General features: G+C 61.2%; 21 protein-coding genes and 1 riboswitch. Of the genes, 7 read left to right on the forward strand and 14 right to left on the reverse strand.

Annotation, left to right across the window (positions count from 1 at the left end):
* The first annotated feature begins 71 nt into the window (after window positions 1-71).
* Window positions 72-821 carry a TetR/AcrR family transcriptional regulator gene (locus ATN37_RS06235; RefSeq protein WP_003944575.1) on the forward strand — a complete coding sequence of 250 codons (750 nt, stop codon included), beginning with the start codon at window positions 72-74 and terminating at the stop codon, window positions 819-821.
* Here the strand turns inward: ATN37_RS06235 and ATN37_RS06240 are convergent.
* Window positions 818-1,807, reverse strand: a complete 990-nt coding sequence (locus tag ATN37_RS06240; RefSeq protein WP_003944493.1) for a diiron oxygenase — start codon at window positions 1,805-1,807, stop codon at window positions 818-820. The genes ATN37_RS06235 and ATN37_RS06240 overlap by 4 nt on opposite strands.
* Window positions 1,808-1,910: 103 nt before the next feature.
* Window positions 1,911-2,351, reverse strand: a complete 441-nt coding sequence (locus ATN37_RS06245) for a DoxX family protein (protein WP_003944516.1) — start codon at window positions 2,349-2,351, stop codon at window positions 1,911-1,913.
* Between the two features lie 138 nt (window positions 2,352-2,489).
* Window positions 2,490-2,583: riboswitch (TPP riboswitch) on the forward strand.
* Window positions 2,584-2,600: 17 nt separating this feature from the next.
* Between ATN37_RS06245 and ATN37_RS06250 the strand changes: the two genes are divergently transcribed.
* Both ATN37_RS06250 and ATN37_RS06255 read left to right on the forward strand, forming a co-directional pair.
* Window positions 2,601-3,365, forward strand: coding sequence for a 3-oxoacyl-ACP reductase (locus ATN37_RS06250; RefSeq protein ID WP_007731086.1), 765 nt, complete (start codon window positions 2,601-2,603; stop codon window positions 3,363-3,365).
* Entirely contained in the window at window positions 3,365-4,645 is a 1,281-nt protein-coding gene (locus tag ATN37_RS06255; protein ID WP_007731085.1) for an LLM class flavin-dependent oxidoreductase, read from the forward strand. Before ATN37_RS06250 ends, ATN37_RS06255 begins: the two co-directional genes overlap by 1 nt.
* Here the strand turns inward: ATN37_RS06255 and dinB are convergent.
* The gene (gene dinB, locus ATN37_RS06260) at window positions 4,642-5,940 is read right to left on the reverse strand and encodes a DNA polymerase IV (protein ID WP_081558025.1); all 1,299 of its coding nucleotides are present in this window, start codon (window positions 5,938-5,940) and stop codon (window positions 4,642-4,644) included. The genes ATN37_RS06255 and dinB overlap by 4 nt on opposite strands.
* 122 nt (window positions 5,941-6,062) lie before the next feature.
* Here dinB and ATN37_RS06265 point away from each other — a divergent pair, with 122 nt between their 5' ends.
* Window positions 6,063-6,524 carry a MarR family winged helix-turn-helix transcriptional regulator gene (locus ATN37_RS06265; RefSeq protein WP_081558026.1) on the forward strand — a complete coding sequence of 154 codons (462 nt, stop codon included), beginning with the start codon at window positions 6,063-6,065 and terminating at the stop codon, window positions 6,522-6,524.
* A complete protein-coding gene (locus ATN37_RS06270) occupies window positions 6,521-7,501 on the forward strand; it encodes a zinc-binding alcohol dehydrogenase family protein (RefSeq protein WP_218694915.1) in 981 nt (326 codons plus the stop codon). The genes ATN37_RS06265 and ATN37_RS06270 overlap by 4 nt, the downstream gene beginning before the upstream one ends.
* Before the next feature lie 9 nt (window positions 7,502-7,510).
* Here the strand turns inward: ATN37_RS06270 and ATN37_RS06275 are convergent, their stop codons facing one another.
* From ATN37_RS06275 to kdpF, 6 genes are read right to left on the reverse strand one after another with little or no spacing between them, the layout of a single operon-like run.
* Window positions 7,511-8,191 (reverse strand): response regulator, encoded by a 681-nt coding sequence (locus ATN37_RS06275; RefSeq protein WP_003944545.1) that lies wholly within the window; start codon window positions 8,189-8,191, stop codon window positions 7,511-7,513.
* A complete protein-coding gene (locus ATN37_RS06280) occupies window positions 8,188-10,728 on the reverse strand; it encodes a sensor histidine kinase KdpD (RefSeq protein WP_218694916.1) in 2,541 nt (846 codons plus the stop codon). Before ATN37_RS06280 ends, ATN37_RS06275 begins: the two co-directional genes overlap by 4 nt.
* A 7-nt stretch (window positions 10,729-10,735) precedes the next feature.
* Window positions 10,736-11,386: a potassium-transporting ATPase subunit C gene (locus ATN37_RS06285; protein ID WP_007731080.1), complete on the reverse strand. Its 651-nt coding sequence runs from the start codon at window positions 11,384-11,386 to the stop codon at window positions 10,736-10,738.
* A gap of 6 nt (window positions 11,387-11,392) precedes the next feature.
* Entirely contained in the window at window positions 11,393-13,498 is a 2,106-nt protein-coding gene (gene kdpB, locus ATN37_RS06290; RefSeq protein ID WP_042450171.1) for a potassium-transporting ATPase subunit KdpB, read from the reverse strand.
* Window positions 13,495-15,180: a potassium-transporting ATPase subunit KdpA gene (gene kdpA / locus ATN37_RS06295; RefSeq protein WP_054831424.1), complete on the reverse strand. Its 1,686-nt coding sequence runs from the start codon at window positions 15,178-15,180 to the stop codon at window positions 13,495-13,497. Before kdpA ends, kdpB begins: the two co-directional genes overlap by 4 nt.
* Window positions 15,180-15,278 carry a K(+)-transporting ATPase subunit F gene (gene kdpF, locus ATN37_RS06300; RefSeq protein ID WP_007731078.1) on the reverse strand — a complete coding sequence of 33 codons (99 nt, stop codon included), beginning with the start codon at window positions 15,276-15,278 and terminating at the stop codon, window positions 15,180-15,182. Before kdpF ends, kdpA begins: the two co-directional genes overlap by 1 nt.
* A 329-nt stretch (window positions 15,279-15,607) precedes the next feature.
* Between kdpF and ATN37_RS06305 the strand changes: the two genes are divergently transcribed.
* Window positions 15,608-17,026, forward strand: coding sequence for an amidase (locus ATN37_RS06305; RefSeq protein ID WP_218694917.1), 1,419 nt, complete (start codon window positions 15,608-15,610; stop codon window positions 17,024-17,026).
* Window positions 17,027-17,030: 4 nt separating this feature from the next.
* The gene (locus ATN37_RS06310; protein ID WP_003944561.1) at window positions 17,031-17,582 is read left to right on the forward strand and encodes a TetR/AcrR family transcriptional regulator; all 552 of its coding nucleotides are present in this window, start codon (window positions 17,031-17,033) and stop codon (window positions 17,580-17,582) included.
* Here the strand turns inward: ATN37_RS06310 and era are convergent.
* The 5 genes from era to ATN37_RS06335 form a co-directional block, all read right to left on the reverse strand.
* A complete protein-coding gene (era, locus tag ATN37_RS06315) occupies window positions 17,579-18,496 on the reverse strand; it encodes a GTPase Era (RefSeq protein ID WP_003944451.1) in 918 nt (305 codons plus the stop codon). The two genes, ATN37_RS06310 and era, sit on opposite strands and share 4 nt — an antisense overlap.
* A gap of 24 nt (window positions 18,497-18,520) precedes the next feature.
* Complete coding sequence (locus ATN37_RS06320) at window positions 18,521-19,825, reverse strand: hemolysin family protein (protein WP_218694918.1); 1,305 nt, start codon at window positions 19,823-19,825, stop codon at window positions 18,521-18,523.
* Between the two features lie 21 nt (window positions 19,826-19,846).
* The gene (gene ybeY, locus ATN37_RS06325; RefSeq protein WP_165638850.1) at window positions 19,847-20,389 is read right to left on the reverse strand and encodes an rRNA maturation RNase YbeY; all 543 of its coding nucleotides are present in this window, start codon (window positions 20,387-20,389) and stop codon (window positions 19,847-19,849) included.
* Window positions 20,390-20,437: 48 nt separating this feature from the next.
* Complete coding sequence (locus tag ATN37_RS06330; RefSeq protein ID WP_003944580.1) at window positions 20,438-21,526, reverse strand: PhoH family protein; 1,089 nt, start codon at window positions 21,524-21,526, stop codon at window positions 20,438-20,440.
* Window positions 21,527-21,952: 426 nt separating this feature from the next.
* The gene (locus tag ATN37_RS06335; RefSeq protein ID WP_165638851.1) at window positions 21,953-24,142 is read right to left on the reverse strand and encodes an RNA-binding domain-containing protein; all 2,190 of its coding nucleotides are present in this window, start codon (window positions 24,140-24,142) and stop codon (window positions 21,953-21,955) included.
* Between the last annotated feature and the right edge of the window lie 379 nt (window positions 24,143-24,521).

Below are 24,521 nucleotides of genomic sequence, written 5' to 3' on the forward strand. Positions count from 1 at the left end.
ACGACCGATCCCGATGCCGCGCCCGATGACAAGTCGGAAACACGGCAGGTCCGTCCGGATAGACTGGCGCGATGCCGAGCGACGCAATTGTGCAACCTGTCACTGCAGAGTTGACCGGTCGCGAAGCGCGGTGGGAGCGACACAACTCCGAGCGTCAGAAACGGATACTCACCTCGGCGGTCGAACTGATCGAAGAGCGTGCGGCAGGTGCCGAGGTGTCCGTCCAGCAGATCGCCGATCGTGCCGGCCTCGCCAAGTCGGTGGTGTACCGCCAATTCAGCGGCCGAGACGACCTCGATCGACGAGTGCGAGCGTTTGTGCTCGGCCAATTTGCGGCGGCCCTGGATGCTTCGATGAGCATTTCGGTAGGCACTCTCGACCAGATCCTGACCCGAACCATCAGCGCCGTCGCCGAGTGGATCACCGAGCATCCGCGGATTCACGAGTTCATGGGTACCGGCCCCACCGACTACGACGACGAGAGCATCGACGCGATCAGCAGTCTGAAGGCCACAATCGCCGACTCCGCCCGCACCACTATCACCGAAGTCGGTCGATCCGTGGGGATCGACTCCTCACCCTTCGATTCACTACCGTTCGCAGTGGTGACAATGGTCGAGGGCACGCTCACCCACTGGGTCCGAAGCACCGATCCGAAACCGAGCCGCGAAGAGATCGTCGCCGACCTCGCGAAATACACCTGGTACATGTTCGACGGCGTTGCCCGCTCGAGCGGACTACAGATCGATCCCCATGTCGAATTGTCCACGCTCATAGCCGAGCTGGTGTCCTCCGACGGAGGAACTTCGCGGCCGGACTAGATCCGGGTCTTGTCGGAACGCTTCGGCTCGCCGCGGTAGCGGGCGTAGTCGCCGTCGATGCGCAGCTTTCGCCACGCACGCTTCGACACCGGATTCATCAATCCGAGTTCGTCTGCCAGGGCTCGCATTTCGCCGAAGTAGTTACCCAGGATGCGGCGTGAATGCGGGCTCCCCCAGAAGGCGCTCTTCATCACCTCGTCCGGGATTCCGAATTCTTCGGCGAATTCCTTTGGCGGTGACATGATTTCACCCGCAAGCCAACGCATCGCGCCGGGGAAGGCGACCGATGTGATGGCTCGACTCGTACGACTGAGTCTGGGGACGTGATTGCGCAGGAACTCGTGAGCAAACGAGATGTGTCTCGCTTCTTCGGCGATGTGGATCTCCATGGTGCGGAGCATCGCCGGCGGCGTGTCCTTACCCTCACGGATGAGATCCTTCTGGAAGTGGTCGATCGGTTCTTCACCAGCCAGAATGCCGATGAAGAAGATGACCGGGAACTTTGCTCCCAGCACTCCGATGATCGGCGACAGTCGCCGGAACATCGGACGCATACCCGGCACGTCGATGTCCATGCGATTGACGAGTTCCTGGAACATCTGGATGTGATTGCACTCTTCGGTCATCTCGTGCAGGCAGTACCGGAACTCAGGCGACTGGTTGGGTAGCGCCATGATGTATTGCAGCATTCCCCGGATCAAGATGCTCTCGAAGGCCGAACCCACCTTGGTCACGTTCGCCTGACGCCACATTCCCATGGCGATTCGACGCTCCAACGACTGATCCTGGTACCACTGCGTCGCCCCGAGGGGGTCCGACACGGACGAGAGCACCCATCTCGGATCATGCGGATCGATCGCGAACTCTGGTGAATCCCAGTCGATGTCGAGATAGGGATCGAAACTGCGGGCAACTGAGCCCTCGGACAAAGTCTGCAGTACCTGGTGGTACGGCTTTTCCACTTCGATCGACGCTGACCGAGCCATCGGTGTCTCCTCACGGCCAGTCCGTCGATTGCAGTCGACGGACTTGAATGAGGTCAAACATAATGGGACACCGCGTCCCACGCAACCCCCTCGGGGGCCTATTTCAGGCCCGACGCAGCGGGATGATCTCGCGAACCTTCTCGTCCCGGAGATACAGTCCCGCCCACATGACGATTCCGGTGTAAACGGCAAACAGGGTCGTGCTCAGCAGAGGCTGTTCAGCTCGAAGGTTGGTCAACACCGCTCCCCCCAGGTAACCGGTGAGCAGAATCGCGCCGAGTATCGACGTTCGCGGAATTACGTACAGCGCAAGGCAGATCAGTTGCACCACCCCAGCCGTCAATGCCAGCGAGTCCGGCAACCCAAGTTCAGCCGACGCATCCTTGACTGTCTGAAGGTTGAGAATGTGGATGATGCCGTCGAAGAGCATGAAAACGACGAACAGCCCACTCAGGACGTATCCGAGCTTGCGAGCCGTGGCCGAAGGTGTCGTCGTCGTGGCGTTACCGGAAACAGTTTCGTTGTGGACGGGCTGGGTGGTCATCGGAATCTCCTGGGGCGAAGGCGAGCGGCCGGTTGCCACTTCGCTTGCAATTACGACTCCCGCGCGATCGAAAACTCATCGCGCCGGCCGTTACAACGCACCCGGCGTTCAGGACGATTCACCTCACGTGGTCTGATGGACGGTGACACGGGGTGCCGAAAAAGTCGGCTGAGATCAGACCCGATGAACCTGACCAGTTAGCACTGGCGGAGGGATGTCGACGTGACCGAACAGCAATTTCAGCGCGCATTGAACCTCGACGAGCAGATCGTTCTGATCACCGGTGGCGCCCGCGGGCTAGGCGCCGCACTGAGCCGAGCATTCTCCCGCTCGGGCGCCCGCGTAATCGTGAACTACAACAAGAGCCGCGATGCCGCCGAGGCCCTGGTCGCCGAACTGGGTGAGGATCGCACCTTCGCAGTCCAGGCGGACGTGACGGACCGCAGTTCCGTCGACCAGTTGTTCTCCGCTGCACGCGAGAGATTCGACGCACCGATCTCGACCGTGGTCGACAATGCACTGGTCGACTTCTCGTTCAACGGCGATGCACGGCCGAACGCGGACACGATCACCTGGGCCGACTTCGAGTCTCAACTACGCGGAGCTGTTGCCGGAACACTCAATACCACCCAGGCAGCGCTACCAGGCATGCGCGAACTCGGCTTCGGCCGAATCATCACTGTCGGAACCAATCTGGTCCAGAATCCGGTAGTTCCGTACCACGACTACACCGCTGCCAAGGCCGCACTGTTGGCACTGACACGGACGCTGTCCGCCGACCTCGGTCCGGACGGGATCACAGTCAACATGGTCTCCGGCGGCTTGCTCCGCACCACCGATGCGAGTGCCGCGACACCGGAAGCCGTGTTCGACATGATCGCGGCAAGCACTCCCCTGCGCCGAGTCACGACGCCGGACGAATTTGCCGACGCTGCACTCTTTTTCGCCTCACCATGGTCACGGGCCGTGACCGGCCAGAACCTGGTTGTCGACGGCGGACTCGTCAAGAACTGATGGGCGCACAGCTGCGGATAGGTGCGTTCCTGCTCGGTTGCGGACATCACAGTGCGGCATGGCGTCATCGCGACTCACCGGTCGAAAGTCTCGGCGACATCACGTATTACGAGTCGCTCGCCCAGATCGCCGAACGCGGCAAGCTGGACGCCGTCTTCTTCGCTGACGGTCACAGTGTTCGCGAACCCGAGTCGGGTGCGTCGTGGTTTCTCGAGCCGATCACCGCATTGACTGCCATGGCACGAGCGACAGCGGACATCGGCCTGGTGACCACCATTTCCACCACTTTCTACACGCCGTTTCACGCGGCGCGACTGTTGGCCTCGCTCGACCACATCAGCGGCGGACGGGCCGGCTGGAACGTCGTGACCTCGATGTTCGACCAGGAGGCGCGCAACCACGGACTCGAGGCGATGCCCGATCACGCATCCCGATACGAACGAGCCGACGAATTTGTCGAAGTGGCCCTCGCATTGTGGGATTCATGGTCGGAAGACGCGCTGATTCTCGACCGGTCGGGGCGTTTTGCCGACGCAAACAGGATTTCTCGAATCGATCACGACGGCAAACATTTTCGGGTGGACGGGCCGTTGACGGTTCCGCGCTCCCCGCAAGGCCGGCCGGTGTTGTTCCAGGCCGGGGCGTCCGAGCAGGGCCGCGATCTGGCGGCGCGTCGCGCCGAGGCAATCTATTCGGTTGCCTACGACTTACCCAGCGCACAGGCCTACTACGCGGACGTGAAATCGAGAATCGAGCGAGCCGGCCGGGATTCGAACTCTGTCGCCGTGATGCCGGGACTGGTCACCTACGTCGGCAGCACCGTCGCCGAGGCCAGGGCGAAGAAGGCCGAACTCGATCTCCTGCTGCCCACCGAACAGTCGATACGCCAACTCTCGTTGTTCACCGGACAGGATTGCGAGAACTGGGATCTCGACGGGCCCGTGCCCCCGTTGCCTCCACTCGAAGCGTTCACCGGGCCGCAGGGACGCTACGCCACTATTTTGCGGATCGTCGAGAAGGACGCACCGACTGTGCGGGAGCTCCTCGGGACGCTCGCTGCGGGTGGTGGTCACGCAACGATGATCGGAACACCGGAGTCGATTGCCGACGAGATGGGATCCTGGTTGAACGGCCGCGGTGCCGACGGTTTCAATCTGATGCCGCCGACCTATCCGCAGGGTCTGGAAGATTTTGTCGATCACGTGATTCCGGTGCTGCAGGCGCGTGGGTTGTTCCGTCGCGAATACGAGGGAGCGACTCTGCGAGAAAACCTCACCTAGTCCGGCAGTAGCGGCACCGACAGGTCCGGATCGCGTCCCAGGAGCACTCCCCTCGTGAGGGCCGCGGAGCCGAACTTCTTCCGGACACTGTCCATTGCCGAGTCGAGGGCGGCAGTGTCCGGACCCGCGAATCCTCGACCGTCGAAGGGCAATTCGAGTTGTTCGGCGCCGTCCCGATCCAGGTTGGAGACAGCGACACCGATCAACGTGATGCCCTTGTCCGCGATCATCGGTATCGCTTCGTCCAGCAGCACCATCGAGGCGCTCAGCAATTCCGCTGTGTCGGCGGTGGACCGGCGCAGCGTGTGAGATCGAGTTGCCCGCGTGAAATCCGCGAAGCGGAGCCGGAGCGTGACCGTGCGCCCCGTCCGCTGCGCCGAACGCATGCGTCGACTGACACGGTCGACAAGGGACATCAACGACGCATCGAGTTCTGCGCGGGGATGGGATCCGCGACCCAGCGCATGCTGAGCACCCATCGAACTGCGGCCACGATAGGCGCGGACGGGGCGCGGATCTCGATTGTGTGAGAGTGCGTAGAGATGGCGACCGGCGCCGCCCCCGAGAATCGAGACGATCGAGGATTCGTCGTGCCGAGCGATGTCACCCACCGTCACGATGTCGAAGTTTCGCAGCTTCTGGGCCGTGATCTTGCCGACGCCCCACAGCTTCTCGACCGGCAAGGGATGCAGGAACTCGGTCTCGCCCTCCGGCGGCACTCGCAGCAATCCGTCGGGTTTCGCGAATGCACTGGCGACCTTGGCCAGGAACTTGGTGCGTGCGATTCCGACCGTGATCGGTAGTCCGACCTGCTCGGCCACATCGCGTCTGAGGTTGGCTCCGATCTGCAGCGGGTTTCCCACGATCTTGGCGAGCCCGCCGACCTCGAGAAAGGCCTCGTCTATGGAGATTCCTTCGACCAGCGGCGACGTGTCGTGAAAGACGTCGAACACGTCTTTGCTCGCCTGCGAGTACGCCGACATTCGCGGAGGGACAACTATCGCCTGAGGACACAGTGATCGAGCCTGACCACCGCTCATGGCTGTGCGAACCCCGAACGCCTTGGCCTCGTAGCTTGCCGCCAAAACCACCCCACCGCCGACGATGACCGGCCTGCCGGCCAGAGTCGGGTCGTCGCGTTGCTCGACTGATGCGTAGAACGAATCGAGGTCCGCATGCAGGATCGTTGCGTCACCCGTGGGCCGACTACTGCCAGAACAGTTCCCGCCAGAACGAGTATCGCCGGGGTGCTCACCTGGCGTTTCTTGGTCCAGCGGTTCATATGACACGAACATATGTTCCCATGCCCCACCGACACTGCGTAAGGTTCGGAAATAGATTCCATGGAATTAATCACGAATCGGGCGTACGGTGAGAAAATGATTCCACGGAATGCATATCGGTTCGGAGTCTGCTCGTGACCAGATCAGCCCTGAGCAGGCACTTCGACAACCTCATCCGCTTCGAAACCGAACTGTGGACGGCCGTCGACCAGCGACTCCGAATCGAGCACGACCTGCCACTGAGTCGATTCGAGCCGATGCAGATCATCGACAGGCTCGGCTCCTGCCGGGTCTTCGACATCGCCGAGGCCCTCGCGATCACCGTCGGTGGCACGAGCAAGCTGGTGGATCGAATCGAAGCGGCTGGGCACTGCCGTCGAAAATCCAATCCCACCGACAAACGATCCTCACTCATCGAGTTGACACCCGAGGGCAATGAGCTGTTGCGGCGGGCGAAGGCAACGTTCGACGACGAATTGGAGCGCCGTCTCGGTTCCGTGCTGACGCCCGACGCTCTCGATCGGTTCGGCGCCACACTGGCCACGCTGCGTGAAGCCAACCGAATCCTGACACCGACCACGAAGGAAAAAGCATGACCGACACAATGCGCGCAATCGTGCTCGACGCCCCCGGCCCGCCAGAAGCATTGACTATCAGAGTGATTCCGATACCCGTGCCGATTGCGGGCTGGGTACTGGTCCGGGTGAAGGCTTTCGGCCTCAATCGATCCGAACTTCACACCCGCCTCGGCCTCGCCGAAGGCGTGACATTCCCGAGGGTGCTGGGCATCGAGGCCGTCGGCGAAGTGGTGAACTGCCCCGGCGGGGAGCTCACCGAAGGCCGGCAAGTCGCCGCCATGATGGGTGGGATGGGGAGGACGTTCGACGGCGGTTATGCCGAGTACACGTGCGTTCCCGTCAGTCAGGTCGTTCCCTTCTCGAGCGAACTGGACTGGTCGACAGTGGGAGCTGTTCCCGAGATGCTGCAGACGTCCTACGGCTCGCTGACGGTAGGACTGGACGCGAAATCCGGTCAATCCCTGTTGATCCGGGGAGGAACCTCCTCGGTCGGGATGGCAACCGCAGTCCTGGCGAAGCAGTGGGGACTCACTGTCCTTGCGACCACCCGAGATGCGAACAAAGCGTCGTCGTTGACCGCGATCGGGGTTGACCACGTTATCGTCGACGACGGTGCTGTGGCCGGCCAGGTTCGAGACATCCTCCCGGGCGGTGTTGATCTGGCCCTCGAATTGGTCGGAACACCAACACTTCCCGACACGTTGCGCGCGACCCGCGTTCACGGCACCGTGTGTTTCACGGGAATGCTGTCCAACGAGTGGACAGTCAAAGACTTTTATCCGATCGACTACATTCCACGCGGAGTGCGATTGACCTCGTACGGTGGGGACGCGTCCGACCTGCCTGCCGACGTACTGCAAGACTTCCTCTCCGCTGTGGCGTCAGGCGAGGCGGTGGTACCGATCGACGAGGTGTTCGCGTTCGAGGACATCGCGCGAGCACATGCCAAGATGGAAGCCGGTACGGCACGTGGCAAATTGGTAGTTGTGCTCTGACCTGGCTTCTCACACCACGAATCGATAACCCATTCCTGCCTCGGTGATCAGATGTTTGGGGTTCGCCGGGTCATCCTCGAGCTTCCGACGAAGTTGAGCCAGGTAGACACGTAGATAGTGGGTCTCGGTGTCGTACGCCGGTCCCCACACTTCCCGAAGCAACTCCTTCTGCCCGACCAGCTTTCCGCGGTTGCGCACAAGCATCTCGAGCATGCCCCACTCGGTCGGAGTCAGATGCACCTGTTCACCGCGCCGACTCACTGTTTTCGCAGCCAAGTCCACCGTGAAGGACGCGGTCTCGACCGACGGTTCCGAAGTGTCCGCCGCGGAGGTTCCCCGCCTCGCCGCAGCGCGCACGCGGGCCAGAAACTCGTCCATCCCGAAGGGCTTGGTGACGTAGTCGTCCGCACCGGCGTCGAGAGCCTCGACCTTGTCCGCGGAATCCGTGCGCGCCGACAGCACGATGACCGGCGCCGTGCACCAGCCACGCAGGCCGGCAAGCACTTCGGTGCCGTCCATGTCGGGCAGTCCGAGATCGAGTACCACGACGTCCGGTGGACGCTCGGCAGCAGCCCGCAAGGCACCGGCGCCCGTCGACGCGGTCACCACCTCGTACCCGCGCACCGAAAGATTGATACGCAGAGCTCGCAGAATCTGCGGTTCGTCGTCCACTACCAGGATTCGACTCATGATCCATTCCCATTCGTACCGGCCGCAGCCAACTCCACGATCATCGTCAATCCCCCACCAGGTGTGTCTGTGGCGCTGACCGTTCCGCCCATCGCATCGACAAATCCGCGCACCACGGAAAGTCCGAGGCCCACTCCGCCGGTGTTGTCGCGATCTCCCATCCGTTGGAACGGCTGGAACATCGTTTCGGCCTCACCTCGCGGAACACCTGGGCCCGTATCGGCAACACTGATCACCACACGATCACCGAGTTGCGCCGCCCCGACGCGCACCGGGGTTTCTCCCCCGTAGCGCAGAGCGTTGTCGACGATGTTCGCAATCACCCGCTCGAGCAGACCTTGATCTGCTTGCACTGCAACGGTACCCACGTCGACGACTACACTTCGAGCCCGCGAATCCGAGCGTCCACCGATGCCGAGGCCCAGCAACGCGCGGTGAACCACCTCGTCCAGATACACCGGCCGCAGCGTGGGTTTCACCACCCCGGCGGCAAGTCGGGACGAGTCGAGCAAGTTCCCGACCAGCGCCGTCAACTGATCCGCCGACTCCTCGATGGTTGCCAACAATTCAGCGGTGTCTTCGGCCGAGAACTCGATGTCGTCGCTGCGCAGACTCGACACCGCCGCCTTCACTCCGGCGAGAGGCGTTCGCAGGTCATGGCTTACCGCTGACAGCAGGGCTCGACGCAGTTGATCAGCCTCGGTGAGCGCGGCAGCCTTGCTCGCCTCGACTGTCAGTTTCTCCTGGCGGATCATCCCAACTGCTTGGTGAGCCACCACCGTCAGCACTCGTCGATCCCGCGCACTCAGGTCGGGCCCAGCCAACAACAGCGCGTATTCCCCGTCGTTGACCTCACAGACCGTATCCGCTTCGTCGTCCGTGGTCGGCGGCTGCGTACCCACGGCGGCGATGACTCCGTCGTCGTGATGAATGACGGAAACCCCTCGCTGGCGATAGATTTCGAGTGCCTTCGCCAGAAGTGTCGACAGATCCGCTCCGCGGAGAACTGATCCCGCGAACAGTGTGAGCAGTTCGGCTTCCTCGGATGCGCGCTTCGCCTCGCGGGCGCGCTTTGCTGCGGCGTCGACCAGAACGGCAACTGCCACAGCCACGATCAACAGCACGACAGTGGTGATGAAGTTGTCAGGTTCGGCGATGGTGAAGCTGTACCGCGGATCGGTGAAGAAGTAATTGAGCAGCAGTCCCGAGATCAGGGCCGACAATATCGCCGGGCCGACGCCGCCGAGGAGGGCGACCAGAACGACCACGACGAAGAACAGCGCGTTCTCGCCGTTGACCCCGGAGATTCGGTCGACGAGACCCATGATCGCGGCCGCGAGCGAAGGCACGACGATCGCCGCAATCCACGACAGGACCCGGCGCTCCGAGCGCCCCAGCACCGAAATGCGTCGTCGCGCCGTCGCTTCCTCGTGCGTGACCATGTGAACGTCGATACCACCGGACTGCTGAACCACCGCAGCGCCGATCCCCTCGTCGAGGATGCGAGCCAGGCGGGAACGCCGCGACGTTCCCAGCACCAACTGTGTGGCGTTCTCCTCACGCGCGAACTCGAGGAGCGCCGACGGTACGTCGTCACCGACAACAGTGTGAAGCGTGGCGCCGACTCCGACAGCCAACGCGCGCACCTTGCCCATCTCGGGGGCCGAGACACCGGTGAGTCCGTCACCGCGTACGACGTGGACCACCATCAGCTCGGCGCTCGACTTCGACGCGATTCGAGATGCGCGTCGTACCAGGGTTTCCGACTCCGGTCCCCCGGTCACGGCAACGACGACACGCTCGCGCGCTTCCCAGGTATCGGTGATCTTGTTCTCGGCCCGGTATTTCGCCAGTGCGGCGTCCACCTGATCGGCCACCCACAGCAGAGCCAGTTCGCGTAGCGCCGTGAGGTTTCCGCGTCTGAAGTAATTGCCCAAGGCCGCATCGACCCGTTCCGGTGAATACACGTTTCCGTGAGAAAGTCTGCGGCGCAGCGCCTCCGGGGTGATGTCGACCAGCTCGACCTGCGCCGCACTACGCACTACCGCATCCGGAACCGTCTCCTGCTGAACCACGCCGGTGATGTGCGCGACAACGTCGTTGAGGCTTTCGAGGTGTTGCACGTTGACCGTGGACAGAACGTCGATCCCGGCTTCGAGCAGTTCCTGTACGTCCTGCCAGCGCTTGTGATTCTTGCTCCCTGGCGTGTTGGTATGTGCCAACTCGTCCACCAGGACAAGGGCCGGACGCCGAGCCAACACGGCCTCGACGTCCAGTTCCGGCATCCGTGTTCCGCGATAATCCACCAGCTTGGGCGGCACTATTTCGAGGTCTCCGATCTGCGCCGCGGTGCGGGCGCGGCCGTGTGTCTCCACGACGGCCGCGACCACGTCACAGCCACGATCTCGACGCCGATGAGCCTCACCGAGCATCGCGAAGGTCTTTCCGACGCCGGGCGCAGCGCCGAGGTAGATACGCAATTCACCACGTTTGCGTGCCCTACCGAAAGATTGACCGACCTTCTCCGAAGAACTCACGTGACAATCATCCACCAGTCGTCGGCGCAGCACACGTAGGTGCCGTCAATCCGAGTGCCAGGTTCAATTCCAGTACGTTGACTCGCTCGGCTCCGAGAAATCCGAGTTGCCGACCGTCGGTGTGCTCGGCCACCAAGTCCCGCACCTGGTCTTCCGAGATGCCGTTGTTGGCCGCCACCCTCGCGACCTGCAGTTCGGCGTACGCCGGACTGATGTGGGGATCGATACCCGAGCCCGAACCGGTGACTGCGTCGACGGGAACCGATGCCGGGTCGACGCCCTCACGTGCCGCGATGGCTGCCCGGCGCTCGATGACGAATCCGGCCAGAATCTCGCTGCTCGGCCCCTGGTTGGACGGCAGTGCCGCCGCGGGATCACCGGTGGCAAACGGATCCTCGTCCGAAACGGATCCGACAACACGATTGTGGAAGAACGGGTCCTGCTGCCCTTCGGCGACCTGCGGATCGACACCCACCCAGGCACTGCCGACCACGCAACCGGCGGCATCGGTGACCGGTGAGCCTTCGGCAGATCCGGAACTGATCCGGCTGACACCCCACACCGCGGCGGGATAGACCACACCGAGAACGACGGTGAGCGCGAGCAATACGAGCAAACCCGCCCACACCTGTTTGGCAAAACCGATAGTGAAACGCATGTCAGGTCACCCAATTCCAGGAATCAAACGTACGACGAGATCGATCAACCAGATACCGACGAACGGTGTGATCACACCGCCGAGACCGTAGACGAGCAGGTTGCGTCCGAGCAACTGCGATGCCGTCGACGGTCGGTATCGAACACCCTTGAGTGCCAACGGAATCAAACCGATGATCACCAAGGCGTTGAAGATCACGGCCGAGACGATCGCCGATTCGGGGGTGGCGAGACGCATGATGTTCAACGCGTCCAGCTGCGGGTAGATGCCGCTGAACAAGGCCGGCAGGATTGCGAAATACTTCGCCAGGTCGTTCGCCAACGAGAATGTGGTCAACGCGCCGCGGGTGATCAGCAATTGCTTGCCGATTTCCACCACCTCGATCAGCTTGGTGGGATCGGAATCGAGATCGACCATGTTGCCGGCCTCTTTGGCTGCCGAGGTTCCCGTGTTCATCGCGACCCCGACATCCGCCTGGGCAAGGGCGGGAGCATCATTGGTCCCGTCACCTGTCATCGCGACGAGACGTCCGCCTTCCTGTTCCTTCCGGATCAGGGCCAGTTTGTCTTCCGGGGTGGCCTCCGCCATGAAGTCGTCGACGCCCGCCTCGTCGGCAATCGCCTTCGCGGTCAACGGATTGTCGCCGGTGATCATGATCGTGCGAATACCCATCGCCCGGAGTTCGGCGAACCTGTCAGCCATTCCCGGCTTGACGACGTCGGACAACGCGATCACGCCGAGGATCGAGGTACTCTCACCTTGCTTGACGGCAACTACCAGCGGCGTTCCGCCGGCTTGGGCGATGTCGCCCACGGTGTCGGTCACCGCGGTCTCCGCGTGTCCACCACCACTGACGACCCAGTTCATCACCGCATCCGCTGCACCCTTTCGGATTTGGCGTCCGGAGTGGTCGAGTCCGCTCATCCGGGTTTGTGCCGTGAACGGAACGAACTCGGCGCGTTCCTCGTCCAGCGTCGGCTCGGCAGCGAGACCGAAATCCGCTGCGCACAGCTCGACGATGCTCCGTCCCTCGGGAGTTCCGTCGGCCAGGCTCGACAAGCGAGCTGCCGCAGCAAGATCGTCGGCGGATACACCGGGCGCCGGATGGAGTGCGGTGGCCCGGCGGTTACCGAAAGTGATGGTTCCGGTCTTGTCCATCAACAGGGTGTCGATGTCGCCCGCAGCTTCCACCGCGCGTCCCGACATCGCGAGAACATTGCGCTGGACGAGGCGGTCCATGCCCGCGATACCGATCGCCGAGAGCAGCGCTCCGATGGTCGTCGGGATCAGGCAGACGAGAAGTGCGATCAGCTTGATCGGATCCTGCTCGTGCCCCGCGTACAAGCCCATCGGGCCGATGGCTACGACGGCGAGGAGGAAGATGACGGTCAACGACGCGAGCAGGATGTTGAGCGCAATCTCGTTGGGTGTCTTCTGACGTGAAGCACCCTCGACGAGCGCGATCATCCGGTCCACGAACGAACTGCCCGGTGCTGCGGTGATTTCCACGACGATGCGGTCCGAGAGAACCGTCGTACCACCGGTGACGGCGCACCGGTCACCACCGGATTCACGGACCACCGGCGCGGATTCACCGGTGATCGCCGATTCGTCTACGGAGGCAATACCTTCGACCACGTCGCCGTCGCCGGGGATGACCTCGCCGGCAACCACTATCACCCGATCGCCGACCACCAGTTCGGTGCCGGAAACCGATTCGATCGCACCGCTCATCGTGATCCGATGTGCTGTGGTGTCCTGCTTCACCTTTCGCAGGCTCGCCGCCTGCGCCTTGCCGCGCCCTTCGGCCACGGATTCGGCGAGGTTCGCGAAGATCACCGTGAACCAGAGCCACAGGGTGATCACCCAGGAGAACACCGAGGGATCGGCGATCGCCATGACAGTGGTGATGACGGAACCGACGAACACCACGAACATGACCGGGTTTCGGGCGAGGTGGCGTGGGTCGAGTTTGCGCACGGCCCCCGGCAACGCGGTGATCATCTGCCGCGGGTTGAAAACGCCTGCGTGTACTTGACGGGACTGCCCTGGATCAACCTTGTCGGCAGCGTCTTGCGCTACCACGGGTTTCTCACTGATACGCACGGTCATTGAAGAGCCTCCGCTAGCGGGCCCAGCGCGAGGGCCGGGAAGAATGTAAGTGCAGCAACAAGAACGACGGTGCCGGTCAACAAACCGGTGAACATCGGTCCGGACGTCGGGAGGGTGCCGGCCGTCGGCGACACCTTCTTCTGCGAGGCAAGAGCACCGGCCAAAGCGAGAACGAAGATGATCGGCAGGAAACGGCCGAGAAGCATGCAGATTCCGAGAGACGACTGGAACCAGTCGCTGGTGACCGTCAGACCGCCGAAGGCGCTGCCGTTGTTGTTGGAGGCGGAGGCGAAGGCGTAAAGCACCTCACTGAACCCGTGGATCGATCCCGGCGTGCCCGGATCTCCCCCGTTGCCTTGATAACCGGTGGTCGAACCGAGGATGACGGTGATGGCGGTACCGATCAAGACCAGCGCGGGCATGACCAGAATCGACAGCGCCGCAAGGGTGATCTCGCGTCGACCCAACTTCTTGCCGAGATATTCGGGCGTGCGACCGACCAGCAGTCCGCCGACGAACACTGCGATCAATGCCAGCACAAGAATCCCGTAGAGGCCGGTTCCGACTCCACCTGGCGCAATTTCGCCGAGCAACATGTTGAGCAGGACCGCGCCGCCGCCGAGGGGTGACATGCTGTCGTGGGCCGAGTTCACCGCGCCCGTCGACGTTCCCGTGGTCGCCACCGCGAACAACGCCGATCCGGGGATTCCGAAGCGAACTTCCTTGCCCTCCATCATCGAACCAGCTGCTGTGGCGGCAACACCGCGTGCGCCGGATTCGGCAGCGAGCGTGACTGCGAGCAGCCCGCTCCACAGGATTCCCATCACTGCCAGCAGGGTGAGGCCTTGCCTACGATCCCCGACGAGAGTTCCGAACGTTCGGGTGAGGCAGACCGGAATCAACAGAATCGCCAGGATCTCGACGACATTGCTCAACGGGGTGGGGTTCTCGAACGGGTGCGCCGAGTTGGCAGCCAAGATCCCGCCACCGTTGGTGCCGAGTTCCTTGATCGCTTCCTGGGACGCGACGGGGGCCAGTGCATTGGTGACCGCATTGCCGTCGAGGCCGGTGGAGGCGAAACCGCTGTGGAACGACTGGATCACTCCCTGGCTCAACAGGATCAGGGCGATCACGAAGGAGAACGGGAGGAGGATGCGCAGAGAACCACGCGTCAGATCGACCCAGAAGTTGCCGATCTCGCCGCCCCTGGCCACCCGAATGAAGCCGCGAACCAATGCGATGGCCACCGCCATGCCGACCGCTGCCGAGACGAAGTTCTGCACCGCCAGACCGACGGGCTGAACGAAGTTGCTCATCGTCGTTTCCGGCGTGTACGACTGCCAGTTGGTGTTCGCCACAAACGAAATCGCGGTGTTGAACGCAACGGCAGGACTGACCCCGGACAGACCGTCACTCAGCGGCAGTACTCCCTGAATCCGTTGCAGGAAGTACAGGAACAATGCGCTGGCCAGCGAGAATCCGAGAACGCTTGCGGCGTAGCCGTACCACGTCTGCTCGGCCCTGGAGTCGATCCGACCGACGCGGTAGATCACACTCTCGACCCGAAGATCTCGCGTCGACGAGTAAACACGCGCCATGTAGTCGCCCACCGGGACGTAGGCGATTGCCAGAACGACGAGGACAAAAGCGATCTGCAGGCCGGCTGCAAGAGCGGGCGACATCAGAACCTCTCAGGATCTACGAGTGCAACGAGCAGGTAAATGACCAATGCCGCGGCGACGGCGATCAGAACCACGCTGACCACACCGGCAACCGTCATTTGGGAGCGCTCGCCTGTAGGGCGCGCAGTACCAGCGCGCACACGAGAAAACCGCCGAGAATCAGAGCAACGTAGGCCAGATCGGCCATGAGCTTCCCTCTTCGAAATCTTTTGCCGTGCTGCTGTGCATCGCAGCCATGACGCGCGGTCGCCCTCGACCGGATGCGCTCTCTCAGCTTCGACCTCCGGAAAGGCCGATTCCGCGTCTCTGACGATCCGCTTACGCACTGACCTGGCGTCTTGACGCGATCTTGACGCGAAACCGAAGTTCACTAATACTGAAACAAGTTACTGTTCGTTCGAACGAACAGTTTTGCGAAGGGAACCTGATGACTTCTCGAACCGACCACGATCTCGCCCCCGGTCTTGTCGACCAGGTTGCGAGTCTGGCCTCGGGCGCCACCTCGTCCGTCGCGGCCACCGAGGCAACGCTGAGCCGGATCGAGGCCACTCAGCCTCACCTCAATGCGTTCAAGATCGTGCGGGGAGAGAAGGCACTCGAGGAAGCTGCCGAGGCCGACAGACGTCTCGCACGCGGCGAGCGTCTGCCGCTGCTCGGTGTGCCGATCGCAGTGAAGGACGACGTCGACATCACCGGCGAACCCACGGCCTTCGGTTGCCCTGGCGATTTCCCGGCCAAGACCGAGGACTCGGAGATGATTCGACGCCTCCGCGACGCCGGCGCAGTGATCGTGGGCAAGACCAACAGTCCGGAATTGGGCCAGTGGCCGCTCACGAGCGGTTCAGCCTTCGGTTACACGCGCAATCCGTGGTCGCGTCACCACACTCCAGGCGGATCGTCGGGCGGCACCGCCGCGGCCGTCGCCGCCGGATTGGTCAGCGCCGGAATCGGTTCCGACGGTGCCGGTTCCATCCGAATCCCTGCGGCCTGGACCAACCTCGTCGGAATCAAACCGCAGCGCGGGCGCATCTCAACCTGGCCCGACGCCGAAGCGTTCTACGGCCTGACGGTCAACGGACCGCTCGCTCGCACCGTCGCCGACGCGGCACTGCTGCTCGACGTCGCTGCCGGCAACCATGACGGCGACCTCCACAAGCCGACACCGGTCACCGTCAGCGACGCGGTGGGACGCGACCCCGGAAAACTGAAAATCGCGCTTTCCCTTCGCAATCCGTTCACCGCCACTCCCGTGAAGCTGGACCCGGAAGTGCGCCTGGCCGTGCATTCGATCGCCGACACGCTGCGGGAACTCGGACACCACGTCGTCGTCGACGATCCCGCATACGGCCTGATCTTCGGCCTGAACTTTCTGCCCCGCTCACTCGTCGGGGTCCACGACTGGCTCGGACGCGTTCCCGACCCGAAACTGGTCGATGCCAGAACACGCGGAAATGCCCAGAACGGCAAGCTACTTCGCGGCGCACCTCTGCGCGCGGCCCGCGCGGCCGAGCCACGGATGCGAAAGCGGATCGGAGCGATCTTCGACACCTACGACGTCGTCCTGGCACCCACGACTGCAACTCCACCGATCATGGCGACCGCGATCGACGGCATCGGTGGCTGGGACACAGACAAGGTCATGACCGGCGCCTGCCCGTACGCGTGGCCGTGGAACGTCCTCGGCTGGCCCTCGGTCAACGTACCGGCCGGATTCAGCAACACCGGCCTTCCCATCGGTGCGCAGTTGATGGGCAACGAGAACACCGAACCTCTGTTGGTCTCCCTCGCTTCACAATTGGAATCGGTCCTGCGTTGGGATCAGGTCCGCCCCGAGCCGTGGTGGTGACTCGATGAGTAACCGGGACGTCCGCGCGCGAATACTCGACGCCGTTCTGCACGTCGTCGGTACCGACGGCATCCCGGGTGTGAGCAACCGGCGCATCGCCGCGCAGGCCGGCGTCTCACTCGGATCGATCACGTATCACTTCGCCAGCCAGTCGGACATGCTGCGGGCCGCGCTGTCTCGTTTCGTGACCGACGAGACGACGCGCCTGCGCGCCTTGGCCGAGGAGTACCGCGACAAAGGTCTGAGCGTCGAGGACGCCGCGGCAATAGCCGAAAAGGTGACGCGAGATCTTTCGTTCTCGGCCGAGCGGATCGCGCCGTTCGAGATGTACATCGCCGCCGGGCGCGACCACGAACTCCACGAAGTCGCCGTCGAATGCTTCGCCGCCTACGACGATTTGACCGTCACGATTCTGACGGCACTCGGTGTACCTGATCCGGAGTCGATTGCATCGACGCTCGTCGCCGTCATCACCGGCCTCCAACTCCGACGCCTGGCCACCGGCGTCGACGAGCAGGACATCGGCGCGGCGATCCTCAGGGTCCTCCGGCCCTAGAAGCCCAGCCGGCCGAGCTGCTTCGGGTCGCGCTGCCAGTCCTTGGCGACCTTGACGTGCAGCTCCAGGAAGATCCGCACACCGAGCAGCTTCTCGATCTGCAGGCGCGCACTGGTACCGACTTCCCGCAGACGCGCTCCGCCCTTACCGATGACGATGCCCTTCTGACTGGGCCGCTCGACGTAGAGCAGTGCATGCACGTCGAGCATCTCGCCCTGCTTCTCGGTGCGTCCCTCGCGCGGGATGACCTCCTCGATCACCACAGCCAGGGAGTGCGGCAATTCTTCGCCGAGCCCCTCGAGCGCAGCCTCACGGATCAGTTCGGCCATGAGCACCTCTTCGGGCTCGTCCGTCAGTTCCCCGTCCGGGTAGAAGGCCGGGCCCTCGTCCATCAGACCGGCGAGGACGTCGACCAGGATCTCGACCTGTTCACCCGACTTCGCGGACACCGGAACGACCTCGGATTCGGGGCCGAGCAGGGTGGACAGCGCGAGCAACTGCTTTCCGACGGCGTCGCGGCTGACCTTGTCGATCTTGGTCACGATGCCGACAAGCTTGGTCTTGGGCGCCATCTGACGGACCTGCTGCACGATCCAGCGGTCTCCGGGCCCGATGGCCTCGTCGGCCGGGATGCACAGGCAGATGACGTCGACCTCGGAGTACGTGTCGCGAACCAGGTCATTGAGGCGCTGCCCGAGCAAAGTGCGGGGCTTGTGCAGTCCAGGGGTGTCCACCAGGATCAGCTGCGCATGCTCGCGGTGAACGATGCCGCGAATCGTGTGGCGCGTCGTCTGCGGGCGCGAGGACGTGATCGCGATCTTGCTGCCGACCAACGCGTTGGTCAGCGTGGACTTGCCCGTATTGGGTCGACCCACGAAACACACGAAGCCTGACCGGAATTCGTTCTTGCTCATAACTGCTCCTCGCTGAACTCTCGCTCAGTCATCGGTGTCTTCTGTCTCTTCGTCTTCGGACGGCGGGATGCGCTGCACGAACACCGTGCTGATGCGTACCCGGCCTCGGCCCGTATTGGTTCCCTCGCCGCGCAGGATCAAACCGTCGTACTCCACTTCGGAACCGGGAAGTGGCACTCGGCCGAGTACGTATCCGATCAGCCCGCCGACGGTCTCCACCTCGTCGAGTTCGAGTTCGAGATCGAACAATTCACCGAGGTCTTCGATGGGAAGTCTCGCGGATACGCGGAACATTCCGTCACCGAGATCCTCGATGGGCGGCGTCTCGTCCTCGTCGTACTCGTCGGCGATCTCACCGACGATCTCTTCGATGACGTCCTCGATCGTGACGAGCCCGGCGATTCCGCCGTACTCGTCGACGAGTATCGCCATGTGGTTGCGGTCGCGCTGCATCTCGGCCAGCAAGCTGTCGAGCGGCTTCGAGTCGGGAACGAAGACGGCGGGCCGCATGACGTCGCAGACGTTGACGTTCCGGCCGCCGTCGGGCAGGTGGTAGGTCTGCTTGACCAGATCCTTCAGGTAGACGACACCGAGCACGTCGTCGACGTTCTCCCCGATGACCGGCAGGCGCGAGTGACCACTGCGGACGGCCAACGACGTTGCCTGCCCGGCATTCTTGTCGTTCTCGATCCACACCATGTCGGTGCGGGGCACCATCACCTCGCGCGCCGACGTGTCTCCGAGTTCGAAGACGGACTGGATCATTCGGCGTTCTTCGTCGGCCACGACGCCACGTTCCTGCGCCATGTCCACGAGTTCACGCAACTCGATTTCCGACGCGAACGGGCCGTTGCGGAAGCCCTTACCCGGGGTCAATGCGTTACCCACGAGGATCAGGACGCGACTGATCGGCCCGAGCAGAACCCCGATCCACAGCAGTGGCAGCGACGCGGCCATCGCGATGGAGTACGCATGTTGGCGCCCAAGCGTTCTCGGTCCGACGCCGATGACCACGTACGAGACGAGAACCATGATCACCGCGGTGACGGTCAGTGCCCAGCCCAGCGAGAGGACGTCGATCAGGCCGCCCACGAGTACGACGGTGGCCGTGATCTCGCACAAAATGCGAAGCAGGACCATCAGATTCACGTATCGCGGACGATCGGTCAGGATGCGTTGCACTCGCGCGGCGCCGGCTCGCTCTTCCTTTGCCATCTCGTCGATCCGCGCCGACGAAATGGTGTTGAGCGCCGAGTCGACGGCCGCGAGCACACCACCGACCGGGACAAGAGCAATCGCCAGAACAAAGAGCGCTATGGCGCTACTCACTACAGAACCCCCGGATAACTGTTATTGGTCCACTCCGTCGACGAAACCGGTCTTGCCGAGCAGCTTCTGATCGCGTTCGGCCAGTGCTGCTTCGCGGTCGATACGGCGAAGGTCTTCGTACCACTCTTCGAGGAGGCTGTTCTGCAAGCCGAACATCTCCTTCTCCTCTTCCGGCTCCGCGTGGTCGTAGCCGAGAAGGTGCAACACACCGTGGACGGTCAGGAGGGCAAGTTCGTGAGCCAGTGAATGCCCGGCCTTGTCAGCCTGATCCGCGGCAAAAGACGGACACAGCACGATGTCGCCGAGCATCGACGGCCCCGGCTCGGGGGAATCGGGACGGCCACCCGGCTCGAGTTCGTCCATCGGGAACGACATGACGTCGGTCGGACCCGGCAGGTCCATCCAGCGAACGTGCAGATCCGCCATCGTCGCAGAGTCGACGAGAACCATCGACAGCTCGGCCGCCGGATGGACATCCATCCGAGCGATCACGAAACGGGCAACGCTGATCAACTCCGGTTCGGAGATGTCCATGCCCGATTCGTTCGAGACCTCGATGCTCATGTGCGACGCTCTTTCCTGGGAAAAGTAGGGGTTGATGCGTCGCTCAGCCTACCGTCGCGGTGAATGAGCATGTGCAGCGCGGCGCTGCGCCCGGTTTCCGACCGCCAACTCGCCGGACCGATCCGATTCGTGACGCTCGTAAGCGTCGACGATGTGAGAGACCAGCCGATGACGTACGACGTCGCTGCTGTCGAGAGTGGCGAAATGAATATCGTCGATCCCGGTGAGGATTTCGGATGCCGCGCGCAGACCCGAACGGGCCCCGCCCGGCAGATCGACCTGGGTCACGTCTCCGGTGACCACGATTTTGGAACCGAACCCGAGGCGGGTCAGGAACATCTTCATCTGCTCGGCCGTGGTGTTCTGCGCTTCGTCCAAGATGATGAAGGCGTCGTTGAGCGTCCGGCCACGCATGTAGGCGAGCGGAGCGACCTCGATGACTCCGGCCTGCATCAACTTCGGAATCGCCTCGGGATCCATCATGTCGTGCAATGCGTCGTGCAGCGGGCGGAGATACGGATCGATCTTCTCGTGCAGCGTGCCGGGCAGAAAGCCCAGTCGCTCCCCGGCCTCGACTGCCGGCCTGGTCAAGATGATCCGAGAGACCTGCTTGGCCTGCAACGCCTGAACGGCCTTGGCCATGGCGAGGTAGGTCTTGCCGGTACCGGCCGGGCCGACTCCGAACACGATGGTGTTCTCGTCGATGGCGTCGACGTAGCGTTTCTGGTTGAGGGTCTTCGGCCGAATCGTCTTGCCCCGACGCGAAAGAATGTCGAGGGAGAGCACCTCGGCCGGAGACTCGCCGACCTCGTTGGTGAGCATGCCGATGGTTCGTCGAACAGCGTCCGGGGCAATGGGCTGCCCCCGACCGGCCAGCGACGCCAATTCACTGAACACACGTTCTGCCAGCGCCACGTCTGCAGCCGTCCCCGACAAGGAGATGGTTCCGCCACGTACATGAATGTCGGCACGAAGCTCACGTTCGATCGCGGTGAGATTCTCGTCCGTCGCCCCCAGGATTTGACGCACGGTCTCCGGCGCCAGATCCATACTCGAACGGACGGTGCGCTCTGCGGGCAGAGCGCGCTCGGTGATGGTGGTTACACGGTTCCCGTCGAGTTCACTGTGTTCACTCACGTGGTGAATATGGCCTGCTTTCTGGTCCGATCAGCCCACTCGACTCGTGAGCCTCGATACTTCGAAGTCTAGCGCCAGAGTCGGACACAGCCCACTTGTTAAACCTGCGAGTCACGGATCGCGCCGCCCTCAAGCCCGACCCGGAAGATAGTCCGCGGAGTCCGATTCACCCCGCAGACGAGCACTACCCAGGTCAGACGATCAACACTCAGCGCCGCCGAAGTGCGCGTACACCCGGTTCGAGACGTATGCTTTTCCACAATTTGATATTGCAAACCGGATGTACCTACATGACATGAAGGTTCACAAGATGACAAAACCATTCGCCAAAACCGAAAATCGACTAGACCATTGCGATAAGCGAGCCTAAGTTGCGCCACTGAAATCACTTGACATCAAGATTCGAATCGTTTACTTGAGCAAAAATCAACTCCTCGAAAAACGGTATTTAATATAGTCGGCGGTTTCCCTCGCATTAAGCGCCTGCGTATTAGCGCTTTGCCGGACAAACAATACGTCATTCTTGCCAGCAATACTAGTCATGGGCCAGACTGGGTCACTTGCGGCGGGGACCACGCAACGAATTATAAAAACCCCATTCACCTGAGGGAAACTGATCGAAACCCTCGATCCCAAACTCGACCCAATCGCCGAATTCAACTTACTTTGAATAGCAAGAGTCAGGCGGTCCAGCGATTGCCCATGGGCGGCTAGGTCCGGACCGATACCTAAAATAATGCCATCGTCATCAACTCCGCCTAGTATTGTCCCACCATTTGAATTGAAGAATGAGATAATAACTTTAATAAAGGAATCCACAACATCTCTTACATTCCCGCTAGACCCAATGACCGCCGAGAATGATGATTTGAATTCCAAGTTTATCGATTCACCTAGCGAGACCAGAGCTACGATTTCTCGCGATTCGTCATTCTTCGTCTTTGCTTCCAGTAATTTCGCCGGACCAGTATTCCAGCCAAGTTTCAACAATTGAGTGGCGTGCCACTCACCACTCGACAGTTCTAAAATTCCAAGGTTCTCCAACCTGTTAACCTCAGCCGGGTAGCATTCAACATATTCGAAAAAGGGTTGGTCGGCATTGTCCATCAACAACTCAATCAACGACCATTCAGTATTGTAGTATTTCTTGATATGCTGCAATATCTGCTCGATCTGTGCTGCAACTACACGCCGATATTTGGGTAGACAATCAATTACATCCGATTCCAAGATCCTTACGATGTCGAGATTTTCACCGGAAGATCGATTTACCGTGAGGGACGCAAGCTCTCGGACAAGCACCACATGCCCCCCGGTCTCGGCCTGAACCATATCCACCGCGCGATTATCCCACTCTACACCTTGACGTCGACCAAGAACCCGCAACAAATCGTCAGTTTCTCCTTTGTCAAACGGGCTGACGTAGTACGGTTTTGCAAAATTGAATAGAGGATTTTCGCGTCCGTATAACTCGCGAGACTCGACCGACGCGCTTGCCAACCCGGCAAGAACCAAGCTGAGCGCCCCTGTTGACTGCACATTCTCTGTGGGACGAGTTTCTTGCACTAATTTTCTGAGCACACCGAAAAATTGTGGAATCAGCGTCGATGTGCTTGTTGCGCCTGCCGTATCTGCACCTGGTGGACAAAGGTGCTCAATTTCATCGAGAATTAAAACCAAGTGCAAATCTCGACTCGACGGATGGGACAGTATTTTTTGCAATGCACGTTTAAAATCAAGAAGATCACAAGAATCATTTAATTCGGCGAGTTCTTGCGTGCGAAATCCATTCTCGTGAAGTCTCGATCGAATCTTCTCCGCGAAATCCGGAAGCAATGACGTAACTGGATTGCCGAACTCGATCTCTGGCACATCCTCTAAGTCCTGATATACATAGACAAATCGAGTCGCCCCCTCTCTCGACCGTTTTTTATTTTGGCGCTCCAGTTCTTTTAATATGGATGTCTTTCCGGTTTTTCGCATACCGAACAATGCGGGTATTTGTTGCATCCTAATATTGGATTCAATCGAGTTTAGCAACATCTTCCTGCCGAAAAATTGATCGCCAGTCACAGATCCATGCTGGGCATACAAGTCCTTGGAATGAATCCTCTTCGCGATATCTTTAATCAAATTCTCGTCAGCTCCAGGCGAATCCAACTTTGAGAGCGGGAGGTAGATCATCGCGGTGGAACTGAAGTCCTCCAGTTTCGTATCGAGCCTCACATCGGGGGCCCATAGATATCGAATCCATTTCGTTACGTTCTTTCGATCTTCGGGCAGATATGTGAGTATATCGTCACATAAAGCAGGTGTGCGGATCTGCAAATCATGATGCGGAGTGTAAACAATTAGCACTTCGGCGCTAATTCCAAATCTATCTTCAATACTACGCGAAAATCGAAGCAGTACAATCCACGTCTTTCTATAAACCTCTTCACCCATCAACTGACGTGCATAGACGTATTCCGACCCCAGCTTTTGAAAAGCCTTTCGGTGATCGAGACTAACAGGGTATTCCCTCGCTAGTATTTCCAGCTTGTTTAAGATATCCGGATGCCGCTGAGGAGAGACCGCGCCGTCTGCGTAACGAGGATGTGGGGCTGATGTGGACATCAGCACAATCTACTACATCACCGTTCTCTCCACCCTAAAACGCTGGTCCGACTTGGCAGATGTTTTCGAGTTGCCGCCAGTTCCTCGACGGCCGACAAGCAGATGCCATCACCGCGCTTGGTCATCATCGATTCAGCAGTCGCGACACGTGACAGCGAGCCATTAAAGAATGATACGGGCCGTCCGACGTCAATACGATAACGTCGACCGAAAGCTTGATATCAACAAGAATCAACCTGATCGGAAGGTCTAGATGTTGCGGGTACGGACGTTGCTGACGCGGGACTGAAGTAGACGGGCTGGTCCTCGGCGCGAGAATGGGAATTGCGAAATAGCCGTTCTCGACCAAGAAGGACCAACCCTGTGACACACCGTAATG

Source organism: Rhodococcus sp. MH15, assembly GCF_019266045.1.
GTDB classification, from domain to species: Bacteria; Actinomycetota; Actinomycetes; order Mycobacteriales; family Mycobacteriaceae; genus Rhodococcus_F; species Rhodococcus_F qingshengii.